13 protein-coding genes and 1 other RNA gene are annotated in these 16,328 nt (G+C 52.8%); 11 read left to right on the top strand and 3 right to left on the bottom strand.

What is annotated here, in order from left to right; genetic code table 11:
* The first annotated feature begins 87 nt into the window (after positions 1-87).
* The 5 genes from LKK83_RS03080 (at position 88) to LKK83_RS03100 (ending at position 3,296) form a co-directional block, all read left to right on the top strand.
* Positions 88-600: an adenylate/guanylate cyclase domain-containing protein gene (locus tag LKK83_RS03080; RefSeq protein ID WP_324629361.1), complete on the top strand. Its 513-nt coding sequence runs from the start codon at positions 88-90 to the stop codon at positions 598-600.
* Between the two features lie 103 nt (positions 601-703).
* Positions 704-889: a hypothetical protein gene (locus LKK83_RS03085; RefSeq protein WP_324629362.1), complete on the top strand. Its 186-nt coding sequence runs from the start codon at positions 704-706 to the stop codon at positions 887-889.
* Positions 890-1,089: 200 nt separating this feature from the next.
* Entirely contained in the window at positions 1,090-2,292 is a 1,203-nt protein-coding gene (locus tag LKK83_RS03090; protein ID WP_324629363.1) for a 5-(carboxyamino)imidazole ribonucleotide synthase, read from the top strand.
* A gap of 57 nt (positions 2,293-2,349) precedes the next feature.
* Positions 2,350-2,563: non-coding RNA, 6S RNA (ssrS, locus tag LKK83_RS03095), on the top strand.
* Positions 2,564-2,948: 385 nt separating this feature from the next.
* Positions 2,949-3,296 carry a hypothetical protein gene (locus tag LKK83_RS03100; protein WP_324629364.1) on the top strand — a complete coding sequence of 116 codons (348 nt, stop codon included), beginning with the start codon at positions 2,949-2,951 and terminating at the stop codon, positions 3,294-3,296.
* Between the two features lie 91 nt (positions 3,297-3,387).
* On the opposite strand, the gene LKK83_RS03105 is transcribed toward LKK83_RS03100, so the two are convergent.
* From LKK83_RS03105 to LKK83_RS03115, 3 genes are all read right to left on the bottom strand, one after another.
* Complete coding sequence (locus LKK83_RS03105; RefSeq protein ID WP_324629365.1) at positions 3,388-5,778, bottom strand: heavy metal translocating P-type ATPase; 2,391 nt, start codon at positions 5,776-5,778, stop codon at positions 3,388-3,390.
* 321 nt (positions 5,779-6,099) lie between these two features.
* Complete coding sequence (locus tag LKK83_RS03110) at positions 6,100-6,501, bottom strand: DUF2127 domain-containing protein (protein WP_324629366.1); 402 nt, start codon at positions 6,499-6,501, stop codon at positions 6,100-6,102.
* 391 nt (positions 6,502-6,892) lie between these two features.
* Complete coding sequence (locus LKK83_RS03115) at positions 6,893-8,476, bottom strand: CPBP family intramembrane glutamic endopeptidase (protein ID WP_324629368.1); 1,584 nt, start codon at positions 8,474-8,476, stop codon at positions 6,893-6,895.
* Between the two features lie 242 nt (positions 8,477-8,718).
* Between LKK83_RS03115 and LKK83_RS03120 the strand changes: the two genes are divergently transcribed.
* The 6 genes from LKK83_RS03120 to LKK83_RS03145 all read left to right on the top strand — a co-directional run bounded on the left by LKK83_RS03120 (position 8,719) and on the right by LKK83_RS03145 (position 16,076).
* Positions 8,719-10,074 carry a histidine phosphatase family protein gene (locus LKK83_RS03120; RefSeq protein WP_324629375.1) on the top strand — a complete coding sequence of 452 codons (1,356 nt, stop codon included), beginning with the start codon at positions 8,719-8,721 and terminating at the stop codon, positions 10,072-10,074.
* A gap of 86 nt (positions 10,075-10,160) precedes the next feature.
* Positions 10,161-11,513, top strand: coding sequence for a dihydroorotase (locus LKK83_RS03125; protein WP_324629377.1), 1,353 nt, complete (start codon positions 10,161-10,163; stop codon positions 11,511-11,513).
* A gap of 259 nt (positions 11,514-11,772) precedes the next feature.
* Complete coding sequence (gene lpdA, locus LKK83_RS03130) at positions 11,773-13,203, top strand: dihydrolipoyl dehydrogenase (protein ID WP_324629370.1); 1,431 nt, start codon at positions 11,773-11,775, stop codon at positions 13,201-13,203.
* 134 nt (positions 13,204-13,337) lie between these two features.
* The gene (gene trpC, locus LKK83_RS03135; RefSeq protein ID WP_324629371.1) at positions 13,338-14,228 is read left to right on the top strand and encodes an indole-3-glycerol phosphate synthase TrpC; all 891 of its coding nucleotides are present in this window, start codon (positions 13,338-13,340) and stop codon (positions 14,226-14,228) included.
* A 266-nt stretch (positions 14,229-14,494) separates the two neighbouring features.
* Positions 14,495-14,779 (top strand): DUF5340 domain-containing protein, encoded by a 285-nt coding sequence (locus LKK83_RS03140; protein ID WP_324629373.1) that lies wholly within the window; start codon positions 14,495-14,497, stop codon positions 14,777-14,779.
* 148 nt (positions 14,780-14,927) lie between these two features.
* Positions 14,928-16,076, top strand: a complete 1,149-nt coding sequence (locus LKK83_RS03145; protein WP_324629374.1) for a pyridoxal-phosphate-dependent aminotransferase family protein — start codon at positions 14,928-14,930, stop codon at positions 16,074-16,076.
* Positions 16,077-16,328 lie beyond the last annotated feature (252 nt).

Raw genomic sequence — 16,328 nt, forward strand, 5'->3', positions numbered from 1 at the left:
ACACAGGCAAAGTCCACCTTCGTGGACTTATTCTTTTTACGGCTATTTCACCGGATATGATATGATGCGGTGGTAGCGGGAATTGAAATGTTAAACCGACTGCGAGAATACAACCAACATCGGGCAAATTGTCACTACGAACCGATTCAAATCGGGATCGGCATCAATACCGGAACTTTAATGCTGGGGACCGTGGGCGGATATAACCGGATGAATAGTACGGTGATTAGCGATGCGGTAAATTTAGCCTCGCGCTTGGAAGGATTGACGAAAAACTATGGGGTGGCTTTATTGATTTCCCACCAAACATTCTTGCGCTTAGAAAATCGCGATCGCTATATTATTCGCCAAATCGATACGGTGCAAGTCAAGGGAAAATCGCAACGGGTTACGGTATATGAAGTCTGCGATGGAGATTTGCCGCACTTGCGCGACGCGAAACAGGCGACGTTAGATATGTTTGCCACCGGGTTATCTTTATTTAACCAGCAAAACTATGGGGAAGCCGCACAACGATTTGCAGAATGCTTGCGTCAAAATCCCGGCGATCGCGTGGCGCAGATTTATTGGCAACGCTGTCAGCACCCTGGGGCAAAATAGCCGCCGGATAATTCAAAAAAATTCTGCGATCGCTTTTAAATTAACTCCCCCCGAGATAAATTTCCTGTTACAATTATGGCAGTCAGTTCGGATCCTTTCCAGGGTGCTTCTTATCCAAGATTGGATTGTGCTGCAAAAATGGCGATCGCACCGACCGCCATTTTTGCAGTTTATTTCACTTGTTTCCCTAGCCAATGATGAGGAATATGCCTATCGGTTTAGGCAGCAAAATGGCTTCGGACAAGAGAAAAGTAGCGCTGACCCCAAATCCTCGGTGAGAATTCCTTAACAATCCGAAACATTGCAAGAATAATTTTAATGGTATGGTAGAATAAACAATTGGGGAGAAAGCGGTTATAAAAAAGCGTGCGTCGGGTGTTTACTGCCGACCTAAAACCCTTCACTCAGAGCGCCCGTGCGTGCTGATTTTGACGACCTACTCAATCGTAGGCGATCGCCGATCCCCGTAAAATCGAGAGCAAGAAACTCATGGAGCGAACGAAGACAATAAAGCGGGTGGGTGTAATAGGCGGCGGACAGTTAGCATGGATGATGGCAAGCGCCGCCGATAAGCTAGGAATTGAATTGGCGATCCAAACCCCAAACGCAACGGATCCGGCGGCGGATAAAGCGGCGGCGTTGATATTGGGGGCGATCGACGATGTAGAAGCCACCCGCCAACTGGCAAAAGAGTGCGATGCGATTACCTTTGAGAACGAATTTGTCAACCTCGAGGCATTATTAGAACTAGAAAAGCAGGGCGTCTGCTTTCGCCCTCGGTTGTCGGTATTGAAGCCATTGTTAGATAAGTACCACCAGCGGCGTTACTTGCGCGAGATTGGCTTACCGGTTCCCGAATTTATGGAGTGGGGCGGGGAAGCGAGGGAACCCCAGCTTATCGGGTCTCATCCTCGGGAGGAAACCACGGCCCTGCTGCAAAACTGGCCGGTGGTGATGAAAGCGCGGCGTCACGGATATGATGGGCAAGGGACAGTAATTTTGCGCGATCGCGAGACCCATGAAGCCACCTGGGATCGCTGGGGACGCCCCACGGTATTGCTGGAAGAATTCGTGCCTTTTGAGCGAGAATTGGCGGTGATGGCGGCGCGCAACCCAAGCGGAGAAATTGCCATTTATCCCATTGTCGAGACGCAACAGGAACAGCAAGTCTGTCGCCGAGTGCTCGCCCCCGCGCAGTTGGATCCGCAGGTAGGGGCAGAAATTAACGCGATCGCCCGCAAACTGCTAGAAAGCTTGGATGCAGTAGGCATCTTCGGGATCGAACTATTTCTCAGCGCCGAGGGCAAAGTCTTAGTGAACGAAATCGCCCCGCGCACCCACAACTCCGGGCATTTGACCATTGATGCGTGCCACACCTCGCAATTCGAGATGCACCTGCGCGCCGTTTGCGACTTGCCCTTAGGCGACCCCAATTTTATCGCCGCAGGTGCCGTGATGGTCAATTTACTCGGGTTCGAGCATTCCCAGGACGATTATCGCGCCCAACGCCAGCAGATGGCCCAGGTACCCAACGCCCAGGTTTACTGGTATGGCAAAACCGAATCGCGTGTGGGGCGCAAATTAGGGCACGTCACCGCCATCCTGGAGGGAAAATCCGGGAAAAGCTTGTACGAAGAGGGATTAGCCAAGGCGCAGACCCTGGAAAAAATCTGGTATTCCGCCGCGAATTGAGAAAAAATTTCGCCTACCCCCTTGTCATTTGAGCTAAAGCGATTACAATAGAAATTGGTTCCACTGCAACGTTGGTGACTGCCAATATTGTTTTGTGATCTATGCCTTGTTATATAAGGGAACCGTAGAGTCTAGTGGCAGTAGACCGGCTCGTACCGAAGCACGTTGAGTGACGTAGGTGCGGGAACCCGGAAACTTAAAGCTAAGGCCACGGTGCCCACCTGGATTTTCCAGGTCAAAAACTGAGGTAAAACGGCGTTGCGGGGAACCTAAAATTCCCCGATTTGTTTTTCCGGTTTTTCTGCAAAACTGCCGCGATCGCCCCTGGAAAATTGCCGCTTCAATTCCGTTAACTTCCGCCGGCTTCAGGGTTTCCTGAGAAAATTCCCCGGAGGGGTTGACCAAATCGAAAAAAGCATTTAACATCTCCGTAGAATCACGCAATCCGGCTTTTAAAATTTAGCCCCTAGGAGCTAAACTGAACTTAATGCGGCGGGAGATAAGCCTCTCGGTGCAACGAGAACCAATTGAGAAAGCCGACTGAGGCGAAGCAGGGGACTGCTGCGCCACCGTTTCAAGATTCATTGCAATCCCGAATAACCCTTGGTTGTTCGGTATGATGAGAAAATCATTTTGTCGCTCGTCCCTAATTGTCTATGGCTCGCTACACAGGCTTATTTATCGTCGCCGTGCCTCTAGAAGATTTCCGGCCATTGCTGCTGGAATTAATAGAGGCTTGCAATCTGGATATTATATACGATACGGGAGACTATATCATGGCACGAGAAGTCCCCGGACAAATTCCGTTTGGCAAATTAGTCACCGTTGAATTTTTAATCGACAAACCCGCTAACGTGGAAGATGAAGTGCGGATGAATTTGGTGATGAAAAACGAAGAATTGCCCCTGCATTTTGAGAACCACTGTCGGCAAGTGTTCGACTTTTTATCGGAAGCGATCGCGGAAAATCGATATTGGCAATTGCTCGAAACCGCTGTCAGCTAGAAAGATTCAGAATTAAGAAATAAGAAGTTAAGAATTGAGTTAAAACTGGAGGGTGGGCAACGAGTTGCCCACCCTACCCGTGAGGGTGGTGTTAGGGTGCGGGACTTTTCAGACTGGCAAAGCGATGACGGCGCAACAGTAGGGAATTGGTGACTACACTCACCGAACTAAACGCCATCAAAGCGCCCGCCGCTGCGGGGTTGAGAATCACGCCCCACACTGGGAGCAACAGGCCCGCCGCCACCGGGATGCCCAAAGTATTGTAAGCAAACGCCCAGAATAGGTTTTGGCGAATTTTGCGAAACGTGGCGCGACTCAGAGCGATCGCCTGCACCACATCCATCAGAGAATCGCGCATCAAGACAATTCCCGCCGTTTCCACCGCCACATCGGTGCCCCCATGCAGACTCATCCCCACATTTGCTTGGGCGAGGGCGGGGGCATCATTAATCCCATCCCCCACCATTGCCACGCGCTGTCCTCGCGCTTGTAACTGAGCAATTGCCTCTGCTTTTCCTGCAGGGAGAACCTGAGAGAACACATCCGCCTCAGACAGGCCCAGGGATTCCCCGATCGCCCTTGCCACATCAGCGCGATCGCCCGTCACCAGCATCACGCGCAACCCCATTTCCCGACAGTGGTTAACCGTCGCTTTCGCATCCTCGCGCAAGCGATCGCGCGCCGCAATTAATCCGAGCAACTCCTTCTCCCGCGCCACATAAACCAAGGTTTTGCCCGACTGCGCCAGGTCCATCCCGCGCGATATCCAATCCGGCGAGAGCGTTACTCCATGCTGCGCCATCCATTTTTCAGTGCCGATCGCCACCATAGCGCCATCCACCACCGCCGAAACCCCCAATCCCGGTGCGGTATGAAACGCCTCTCCCGCAAGCAACTCCACCCCACTTTCCTGCGCGGCGCGGACAATTGCTTCCGCCAGGGGATGTTTCGCCCCGGTTTCCACCGTAGCGGCAATTTGCAGCAAGGAAGAGTCCGAACCCGAATCCACACCCGAATCCACCGCCGAGATGCAATCGGTGACTTGCGGATGTCCCGTAGTCAGGGTACCGGTTTTATCAAAAATCACCGTATCGAGTTGCGCCACACGTTCCAGGATATCGCCACCGCGAATCAGCAGACCCTTTTGCGCCCCCAAGCCGGTGCCTACCAACAGCGCCGTAGGAGTTGCCAAACCGAGGGAACAGGGACAGGCAATCACTAACACCGCGATCGCCAATTTCAAACTCAGCAATATCGGCGAATTCCCTTGCGCCATCCCATGTAACGGTGTCGCCCCCAGATGCATCCCGGGGAGAAGCACTTGCGGCCAAATTTGCGTACCGGCGAAGTACCAAAACAGGAACGTCAGGGTCGCAATGGTAATGACCCCATAGGTAAAATAGCCCGCTACCGTATCCGCCAACTGTTGCACCGGCGCTTTGCGGGTTTGTGCCTCTTCCACTAAGGCAATGATATGCGCCAGGGTGGTATCGGATCCGGTGCGGGTGGCGCGCATGGCGATCGCCCCCGATTGATTCAAGGTGCCCCCCGTCAGGGTATCCCCTGGTTGTTTGGCGATCGCGATCGCCTCCCCGGTGAGCATCGACTCATCCACCGTCGTGGTACCGGTGACGAGTTCCCCATCCACCGGGATTTTTTCCCCAGGAAGCACCTGCAAATGTTCCCCCACTTTGACGCGATCGCAGGGAATGTCAATCGGCGGGTGATGGGCGGCGTTGTCTTCCTCCAGGGAATTGGGCAACACATGCGCCGTGGCGGGTTTGAGGGCAACCAACGCTTGTAAAGACGCTGCAGCGCGTTGGCGCGCCAGTTGTTCCAGAGTGCGGCCCAGGAGGATAAACCCCAGCAGCATCACCGGTTCGTCGAAGAAGCATTCCCACCCGAGTTCGGGAAACAGCAGCGCCACGCAGCTAGCGAGATAGGCACTCACAGAACCCAATCCCACCAGGGTGTTCATATTCGGTGCCCCATGCCATAACCCGCGCCAACCATCGATTAAAATCGAACGGGCGGGAACGAGGAGGGCAATGGTGGCTAACGCCCAGTGGAACTCGATTTGGCTCAAGATGCCCAGGTTGCCCAAATGTCCGACTCCCGAGAGCAGGATTAAGATAGCGGCAATGGCGAGACGCCAAATCTGCTGGCGGATTTCTTGGCGCTGGCGATCGCGCTGTTTGCGGAAGGGGTCTTCTCCGCTTTGCAGCGATCGCGCTTCTGTGGGAAATCCGGCGGCGGTGAGCTTTTCTGCCAGTTGTGCCGGTGCGATGTTTTCCGGTTCGTATTCCACGGCGGCGACTTCCGTGGCGAGATTCACCCGCGCCGCCAAGACTCCGGGTTGTTGGGTCAGTTGTCGTTCCACTGCTTTGACGCAACCCGCACATTTCATACCGCCCACATCCAGGGTGATGCTGGCGATCGCTGGTTCAGCGCTGACGATTGTGGTTTTTGATGACACTTGCATAGGCAAAGAAAGATTGTAAAACGGCAACCTAGGCGAGAAAAATTGCAGGCAATCTTACCGCTCTAGGCGTCTGTCATTCATTGTAGTGTAGGCAATGTGGCGGTAAAAAACCCAGGAGTTACGCACCCAATCTGTAGAATCGAACCCACCCGCTATATTTCGATGAGTTAACGGCAAATTGCCTCAATCTGCTTCGCCCATCCCCAGTTAGTTGTGAGTCTTGCGGGTTTGGGAAATTGGATTTTCCCCGCGAATCGCCCTTCTCCTCCTCAAACTCCTTCGATTTTTGGCAAGCATTCGCCTTCAAAAAGTCGGCATTCCCTACCTGCCAAATGCCTGTTTGACCTCGGGACGCATCAGGTAAATCACAATCACCACTGCAAAGGCAAGACTGAGAAAATTAGGCGCTTTTCCTAACACTAATTGTAAAACTTGTATGGCAATTGTGATTCCTTGGAGAACTAACGTTGCCATCCAAGCCCAGTCTTTCAGTTGCCACAAACCAAGGGCCAAAACGATAGAAATAATCCCCAGAACCAGCATGAAAACTGAGAAAAACATGATGATGCCTCCCGCCGCCGCCGCTTCGGGACTACTACCCCCTACTCCCACAGTGGTCACGATGCCGCCACCGATGAGGGCAAATAGGCTACCGAGAATGGTGAAAATAGCGCCAATAAACTGCAAAATGGCAATAATGGTTACACCAGTGGGACGATTCATGGGTATCTTTCTCCTTGTTTGATTGTTTTTTTTGGGAAAATTTGTTAGCGTAAAAAATGGTAGATAAAATGCCGGGTTAAATGCGAAAAAGTAGGCGACTGTTTTATGGAGTTGCCAAGGTTTCGACCTGGGCAATCAACCGCCAGAAAATTTTTACCTGAAAAAGTTCAGTAGATTGTGCTGCCGATAAATAACTCCCAAGTTGGGTGCAGTCTCATCCGAGTTACGCCCAACTTATCCGAGATTCTTCAGACTCCGGGAAAACTTCAACTTTTTTTAAGATAAGCCCGGGTGCAAATGATGCAGGTATATTTACTGGGGGGGGGAGGCGGAGCATCTGGACTGTCGTTCCCCCCGGGGGGGGGAACGAGTCAATGCTGCTGGGGAGGAGTCAATTGGTGCCACTACCGAGGATAAACAGACTCAGGAGAGTGCCGCTATTCCAGAGACTGTGGAGGAGGATAGGGGCGAGGAGATTGCGCGATCGCGTATAAACCACTCCCAACACCACCCCTAAAGTAGCCAAAGGTAGCACTTCCGAGAGATTCAAATGTGCCAGAGCGAACAAGGCACTACTGGCGGCGATCGCCCCCCAAACGGAGGTATATCGCGTGAGAGACGGCAGCAAAAATCCCCGGAACATAATTTCCTCAAAAACGGGAGCCGCCACCGAGGCGGTGATGAAAAATATCACCAATGCCACATTATCTTGACCCGAGAGAGCAATGGGAAGAATGGGGTTACTTCCGCCGCGCCCCTGCCAAATTTGTTGGTTGATTAACGAGACTAAAATCACCAAGGGAAGCGCCGCCACATAGCCGCCGATTCCCCAGAGGAACCACTTATCGCGCCACTGGATGCGAAACCACTCTTCCCCTAAGGGGAAAAACGATTTAATCGAGAAAAACAACACCCCTAAGCCACCGCTTGCCAGGAGGATATAGGTGAATAAAATATAGAAAGCCCGCTCGCGCACTGCCAAAGTAGCGGATTTAATCCCGATCGCCGCAATCAGCAAAGGAACGAGAATTTGGGCGACAAAGAAAAAGCCGACCACAAACACTTGCCAAATCATTTCCCAATCCCAAGGCGCGTCCCAATCGCGATCGCCATTTTGTGCCAAGAGAGACTCCTTCCCTTTCAGCACCCGTTGTGCGAGGACAAAGAGTAACAGTGCCACCCCAAGTAAGACCCCCAATCCGGGAAGCCCACTAATCAGAGTTAACTTCAACAACGCTTCTTCTGCAATTTGTTGTTCCCGGGCGCTGAGTTGTGCCAGAGCGCGATCGCGATTTTGAACCCGGTAGAGTTTTTCCAGAGCGCGATCGCGGAACCACCCGTCTAAATTGGCCTGAATGAGTTCATCCGCATCCCGCAGAACGCGCGGATTATCTTGCCACAATCCTAACAAGACCCGGGCCGTTTTCGCGATCGGTTGTTGATTCGGATTCGGCACTTCAGTGAACTGCGTCCAGATTTGGCGAGCGCGCGTCACTTCAGCTTGCTGTGCTGATAGAATGCCCAATTGCAAGCGCAACTCATCGCGCAAAGATTGCAGTTTGTCAATTTGGGCGTTAAGCTGCTGTTGTTGTTGGCGGGTGGCTTGAGAGCCTTCCACCAGCGGCGGAGTAGGGAATTGAGGCTGTGGGGGAGCCACAACCACCGTAGAGTCCAGGCGATCGCGCGTGCGCTGCAGAGTTTGCTTAGTAGAAGCGATCGCTTGTTCGTATTGGGCGATCGCCCCCTTATAAGGTTCCTCCCCCAACAAAGCCGCCCCTGCTTTTGCCATTGGATCCTGCGGACCTTCCGGTTCATACTGACTCCCCCGCAAGAAAAGATTCGTTTGATACAGTTCCAGACGACTTTGAATCTGAGGTTGGTTGAAACTCTGCACCAAAGACGTGCCCACCAGCAGCACCACCAGCACCGTCAGCAACCCGAGAACCAATCGTTTAACTGTTTTCTTCAATTCCATTTCAGGTCTCCCTCACCCTCCTGTGAACGGCAACTCTTCAACCCGTTGGGGCAATTTCCCCATAACTCTGTCACTTTACCGCATTCTTTGCACCCCCCTGCTGCATCGGCGCGGGGCAGAACAGTTGAGACGCAATCTCCCCCCACAGAATTCTCGCACCATTGATGGTAAAATGCTCCTGACCCAGCCCTCCTTGGCTTCAAAGGCGAGGGACGCACCATATTCGTTTGGAGGATAGAACCCTGACCACTCGCGTTATCTTAGTCCGACATGGGCAAAGCACCTATAATAAACAGCGTCGCATTCAAGGTCGCCTGGATGAATCCGTCATCACCGATGTGGGTCGCGTGACGGCGAAGCAAGTGGCGGCGACCCTCAGCGGTATCCGATTGGATGCGATTTACTGCAGTCCTCTGAAACGGGCCAACGAAACCGCAGAAGTCATCTGGTCAGCCTTACCCGAGGACGCCAGACCTGCAGCAGTGCAACCCACCGACCGATTAATGGAAATCGACCTCCCCTTATGGGCAGGGAAGCGGCGCGACGACGTGCGGGAGAAATTTCCAGAAGACTATCGCTGCTGGCACGAAAGACCCCACGAGTTTCGCATGATGCTCCAGGGAGAAAGCGGCGCGATCGAACATTTCCCCGTTTTAGCCGAACACGAACAAGCGCGTCAATTCTGGGACGAACTGTTATCCCGTCACCCCGATGGAACCGTCCTCGTGGTCGCCCATAACGGCATCAATCGCTGTTTGCTCAGTACCGCCTTGGGCATTTCCCCGGCGTACTATCATTCCATTCAGCAGTCCAACTGCGCCATTAGCGTCCTCAACTTCAGCACCCCCAAACCGCCAAAAGGCAAAGTGCCGGTGCAGTTAGAATCGATGAACGTCACCAGTCATGTGGGAGAAGTGCTTCCCACCCGCAGACCGGAACATCGCGGCCCGCGTTTGATTTTGGTGCGCCACGGGGAAACCGAATGGAACCGACAGCAGCGCTTTCAAGGACAAATCGACGTTCCCCTCAACGAGAATGGGAAAGCGCAATCGGCGAAAGCCGCAGAATATCTCAAAGACGTGCAGATAGATTTTGCCGTCAGCAGTTCCATGTTGCGCCCGAAAGAAACTGGCGAAATAATTCTACAACATCATCCCCATGTGGAACTCAAACTGCACGACGGACTGCGAGAAATCAGTCACGGATTGTGGGAAGGCAAGTTTGAGTCGGATATCGAACGGGAATTCCCGGGGATGTTAAAAGAGTGGAAAGAAGCCCCAGAAACCGTGCAAATGCCGGAAGGGGAGAATTTGCAACAGGTGTGGGACCGCTGCATCGCCGCGTGGCGGGAAATTGTGGCCTCTGCCCCAGGGGGAAGTACCGGCATGGTGGTGGGTCACGATGCGATTAATAAGGCGATTTTGTGCCATCTGTTCGGCCTCGGACCGGCGTATTTCTGGTGCTTTAAGCAAGGGAATGGCGCGATAACGACGATCGATTATCCCAATGGCCCAGACGGTCCGCCGGTGCTGTCGGCGAGCAATATTACCACCCACTTCGGTAGCGTTTTGGATACCACAGCGGCGGGGGCATTATAACCGCCTCCAGGGTGTTTCAGGGTGGCAGGGTGGCCCGCGATCGCCCGATTCAAGTCTTGTCAGTTGAGCGTTTTAACACCGAGTCTGTGAGTACATTACTGCAAAAAGTTCGGGTTCTCGATCCGGTATCGGGTCGCAATGAAACGGCGGATGTGTTCGTCGCCGATGGCACGATCGCGCAAATTGCCCCGGAAATCTCTGATTGTCCCGAGGAGGCGCAGGTGCGCCAGGGTCAGGGATTGGTATTAGGTCCGGGATTGGTGGATCTGTACAGTCATAGCGGGGAACCGGGATTTGAAGAGCGCGAAACCCTGCTTTCTCTGATGGAAGCCGGGGGGGCGGGTGGATTTACCCGGATCGCTATTCTGCCCGATACTACCCCACCAGTGGATAACCGGGCGGGATTGTCTCTGTTGCAGCACAAAGCAGAAGAAGTGATTCGCAAGCGTCAGTTGCTTGCGCCGCCCACTACGCCGCCCTATGGGTTGCCAAAGCTACAGTTCTGGGGTGCCCTGACCCTGGGGGTGCAAGGAGAACAGATGACCGAGGTGGCAGATCTGGCGATCGCCCCCGTGGTAGGGTTTGCTGATGGTTATCCCCTGGAAAATTTGACCCTGTTGCGGCGGATTTTGGAATACTTGCAACCGTTAAACCTGCCGATCGCTTTGTGGCCCTGTTCCCGTCAATTGGCAGGCGTAGGGGTGGCCCGAGAAGGAAATGCCTCGATTCGCTTGGGTTTGCCCGGAAATCCCGGGTATTCCGAAACGGCGGCGATCGCGGCAATTCTGGAACTCGTCGGCGCGATCTCTACCCCGGTTCATCTGATGCGGGTTTCAACCAGGCGCAGTGTGGACCTGATTCGCGAGGCTAAATCGCGCGGATATCCCATTACCGCCAGTACCACTTGGATGCATTTGCTGCTCAATACCGAGAGTATTGGCGGTACGGCAGATTTTATTCCCTACGATCCGAGTTTTCATCTCGCACCGCCATTGGGCAATCCGGAAGACCAACAGGCGTTGATTCAAGGAGTGCGCGATGGGGCAATCGATGCGATCGCGATCGACCATACCCCCTACACCTATGAAGAAAAAACCGTGGCGTTCGCCCAAGCACCTCCTGGGGCGATCGGTCTCGAATTCGCTCTGCCTTTGTTATGGCAAAATTTAGTTGAATCCGGTAAATTATCCGCTTTGGAACTATGGCGCGCCTTAAGTACAAACCCCGCCATTTGCCTACAGCAAACTCCCCCTTCTCTCTCTCCGGGCAACTCGGCAGAAATGCTCCTGTTCGACCCCTTACAAGGATGGTCCTTGAAACCGGGAAATCTCCAATCCCTCGCCACGAATACTCCCTGGTTCGGACGCGAAATTGTCGGTCGCGTCTTGCAAACTTGGTGCCCGGGAACGATGGAATCCAAGGTAATGCAGGTTTCTTAAATGGAGGAAAAAATTAACATTAATGAACTCCCTAACTCCTTCCCAGACTGATACTGGAAACGCGAAAAAAACGCGAAAAAGAAAAGAGAACAGGAGAACTATTAGAGAAAATTGGGGCAAGGGTTGAGGGGAGGCAGAACCTCAGCCGAGGCATTCCCAACGAGAAAGCCAGAAGAAAAAGCACCGAGAAGAAGAGAAAGGGATTGCGAGAAATCCGGTTTCATTGAACAATAAAAACAGAGTAAGAGGAGAAAGGATTGTGAGTGAAGGATTTGATTACGATTTAGTCATCATCGGTGCGGGAGTCGGCGGACATGGGGCCGCATTGCACGCCGTTAACTGCGGACTAAAAACTGCCATTATCGAAGCATCCGACATGGGGGGCACCTGCGTCAATCGCGGTTGCATTCCCTCGAAAGCGCTGCTGGCGGCATCTGGGCGAGTGCGAGAATTGCGCGATACTCACCATTTAAAAACCCTTGGAATTCAATTGGGGGATGTGTCGTTCGATCGCCAAACCATTGCGGACCACGCCGATAAAACCGTCTCTAAACTGCGCGGCGACTTGACCAATAGCCTCAAACGCCTCAAAGTAGATGTATTGAACGGATGGGGCAAGTTGGCGGGCAATCAAAAAGTGGTGGTGGAAACCAGCGAGGGCGAGAAAACCATCACCGCCAAAGATATTATTCTAGCCCCCGGATCCGTGCCTTGGGTGCCTTCCGGTATCGAAATCGACGATAAGACGGTATTCACCAGCGATCGCGCCCTGAAATTAGAATGGTTGCCCCAATGGATTGCCATTATCGGTAGCGGTTATATCGGGTTGGAATTTGCCGATATTTACACCGCCCTCGGGTGCGAAATTACCATGATCGAAGCCTTGGATCGCTTGATGCCTACCTTTGACCCGGATATTGCCAAACTGGCCCAGCGATCGCTGATTTCCCCGCGCGATATCGAAACCAAAGTGGGTCTGTTGGCGCAAAAAGTCACCCCGGGTTCTCCGGTGATTATCGAATTGGCAGATCCGAAAACCAAAGAAGTGGTGGAAGTGCTCGAAGTCGATGCCTGTTTGGTGGCGACGGGGCGGATTCCGGCGACGAAAAACCTCGGTTTAGATAGGGTGGGTTCCGAAACCGATCGGCGCGGTTTCTTGCAGGTGAACGATCGCTTGCAATTGTTAGCCAACCTAGAACCGGTACCCCACGTTTGGGCGATCGGCGATGCAATGGGCAAAATGATGTTAGCCCACGCCGCATCCGCACAAGGGATTGTAGCGGTGGAAAATATTTGCGGGCGCGATCGCACGGTGGATTATCGCAGTATCCCCGCCGCTGCGTTTACCCATCCCGAAATTAGTTTTGTCGGCTTAACCGAACCGGCTGCTAAAGAACTCGGGGAATCAGAAGGCTTTGAAGTGGCTTCGGTTCGGACCTATTTTAAAGGCAATTCTAAGGCGATCGCTGAAGGCGAAACCGATGGCATTGCTAAAGTGATTTACCGCAAAGATAATGGCGAAATCCTCGGGGTTCATATCCTCGGCTATCATGCCGCCGATTTGATTCAAGAAGCGGCAAATGCCATTGCCAATCGTCAATCAGTGAACGAGTTGGCCTTTAGCGTTCACACTCACCCGACGCTTTCTGAAGTGCTTGACGAAGCCTACAAACGCGCTGCCACAGTGTAATTGAATCGGGCAAAAATCTAGAGAAAAAGCCCCGCACCCTCAAAGGGTGGGGTCTTTTTCTCGCATTTATCATGATGTATTATGCTAAGAAAACCAAGTAAAATTTGCTGTCGTTGACCCCCGAGTTTGATTCCATGCCAAACATCCGCCGCCGTCCTCCAAACCCAGCCGTTGCCGTACAGTCCATGCGCTATCAGGTGCATTTACCCGGTAGCGAACCGCAAAATATTCTCGAAAAAATTGTCTGGCACAAAGAAGAAGAAGTGCAGCAAATGCGCGATCGCTTGCCGCTGATCGAGCTGCAAAAGCAATTGCAACGCGCACCGGCAACCCGCGACTTTATCGGGGCGTTATTAGCCAGTCCGAAAAAACCGGGGGCGATCGCGGAAATCAAAAAAGCCTCTCCCTCCAAAGGGGTAATTCGCGAAGATTTCGACCCGGAAGCAATCGCCAAAGCCTATCAGCAAGGAGGCGCGAGTTGCCTTTCCGTCCTTACCGATAAAGAATTCTTTCAAGGCAGTTTTGATTACCTGGAAAAAGTCCGTGCCGCCGTTGAGTTACCTTTATTATGTAAAGATTTCATCATTTATCCCTATCAAATTTATCTGGCGCGCATCAAGGGTGCCGATGCAATTTTGCTGATTGCTGCGGTTCTCTCGGATAAGGATTTGCAGTATTTTATCAAAATTGCCAATACATTGGGAGTGACGCCCTTAATTGAAGTGCATACCCGAGAAGAACTCGATCGGGCGATCGCTCTGGAGGGCGCAACCCTAATCGGCATCAACAATCGCAATTTAGAAGATTTCTCTGTGGATTTGCAAACCACCTGCGAATTACTGGGCGATCGCCGCGACACCTTACAAGGGAAAAATATCCGAGTCGTCAGCGAATCGGGATTGCACACCGCCGTTGACCTGAAACGGGTTCGCGACGCCGGTGCAGATGCGGTTCTCATCGGCGAAGCGTTTATGAAAGAGCCGGATCCCGGATTTGCGATCGCCTCCCTGTTGCAGGAGATTTAACCCCTGTAGCGTGGGAGATAACCGCCGCCGGGGACTTAAGTCCCCGGCTAATAGCTTAAGTGGGTTTTAACCCACTGCAAACGCGAAACTCACTGCAAATGCGATCGGTTCATGGGTTTAGATCCGGCGGGGGTTTAAACCCAATCCGGGTGTTGCTGGGGTGGGAAAATGCCGAGAGAATGTAGCGGATTAAGGTAAGATAAAGGTTAAATATGTCTGATTCATTTAGGATTGGGCATTCGCATCTTAGAGATAAAGCGGCATTTATGGAGCCTATTCCTCTTCCTTCCCCAATCCACTACGAACTGCTGCTGCAAATGTTGGAGCGACGAACCCAGTACGCCCTCGACGAGCATCCGGCTCAGCGAGAGCAAGTACAACAGCTTATTATTACGCTTCGCAAAGCCCAAAGCCAACAACGACAACTGGAAACCCATTGTCAGCTCGACAATTTACCGGTAGAACACCGCTGGTCCCTGAATGAGGTGTCCCAGCCAAAATTTCCCTCGTCGTGGAATGCCCCCTCGCGCGGTGAAGACCCCGGGGTTTAAAGGCTTGGTGCAATAGGCGTCAAGTGATAAAATTTAATATTCTGGTGAAGGATCGTTCGACAACTGCACTCTGGCTTGTGGTACGCAGCCATTGATGGGGCATCTGTACGGACTCCTCACAAGTTTTTTATGCATGAGGATAGATTAAATGGACGACAAGCTGATGCTAATGATTCCTGGCCCGACGCCGGTGCCAGAACAAGCATTGCTCGCTTTGGCAAAGCATCCCATCGGTCACCGCAGTAAGGAGTTTGAGGGCACGATCGCGGAAGTGACGGAAAACCTCAAATGGCTGCACCAAACGCAACATGATGTGGTCATGCTCGCCGGATCGGGAACGGCGGCGATGGAAGCGGCGATTATTAATTTCCTCAGCGCTGGCGATCGCGTGGTGGTCGGCTGTAACGGCAAGTTCGGCGATCGCTGGGCAGAAGTGGCTGAAGCCTATAACCTGAATGTGGAACGGATTACCGCTGAATGGGGCCAACCTCTGGATCCGGAACAGTTCCGGGAAAAACTCGAGGCGGATACCAATAAAGATATTAAAGCGGCGATCGTCACCCACAGCGAAACCTCGACCGGGGTTCTCAATGACCTCGAGACGATCAATCGTCACGTGAAAGCTCACGGAAAAGCGCTGATTCTGGTGGATGCGGTCACCAGTTTGGGGGCGCTGTCGGTACCGATGGACGAATGGGGCATCGATGCGATCGCCTCGGGTTCCCAAAAAGGCTATATGGTGCCTCCGGGTTTGGGATTTGTCGCCGTCGGTCCGAAAGCTTGGGAAGCCTACAAAACGGCAACTCTGCCCAAATATTATCTGGATTTGGCAAAGTACAAAAAAGCCACGGATAAAAGTAGCAGCCCCTTTACGCCACCGATTAATTTAATCTTTGCCTTGCAGGCGACTCTGCAAATGATGCGTCGGGAAGGGTTAGATGCTATCTTCGCCCGCCACGCCAGGCAAATGGAGGCCACTCGCGCTGCAGTGCGCGCCCTGGGATTGAAGCTGTTTGCCCCAGATGATGCCGCTGCACTGTCGATTACGGCGGTGGAATCTTCCGATGCAGAACAAATTCGGGCGATCGTCAAGAAGCAGTTCGATATCTCCCTGGCGGGGGGACAAAATCAACTGAAAGGCAAGGTTTTCCGCATCGGTCACTTGGGTTTTGTTAGCGATCGCGATATCCTAACGGCGATTTCGGCGATCGAAGTGGCTTTACGCGAAATTGGTGCGGAAAATTTCGCTCCCGGTGCCGGTGTCGCCGCCGCCGCTAAGGTGTTTGCCGAATCTTAAGGCTTGCACGTCGTTGTTGCGCTTCGCCGGCGCAACAACGAAGCAGGGAAATCATGGGTCGAGAAACCCTCTTTCCATGCACCACTGCACCGATGGCCTGAATTAGCGATCGCGACATCCCAGGGATTCGCGCGTCCCCACCCCGGTTTGCGAGTTCGCGCCACTGGCAATTTCGCACAGATACATTTAACCCGGAAAAATCTAGCAATTGCTGGAAGTTTCTGAGTATGGCACAATCTGGAATGAAATTAT

This window comes from Phormidium sp. CCY1219, from assembly GCF_035615515.1.
GTDB lineage: Bacteria > Cyanobacteriota > Cyanobacteriia > Cyanobacteriales > Laspinemataceae > CCY1219.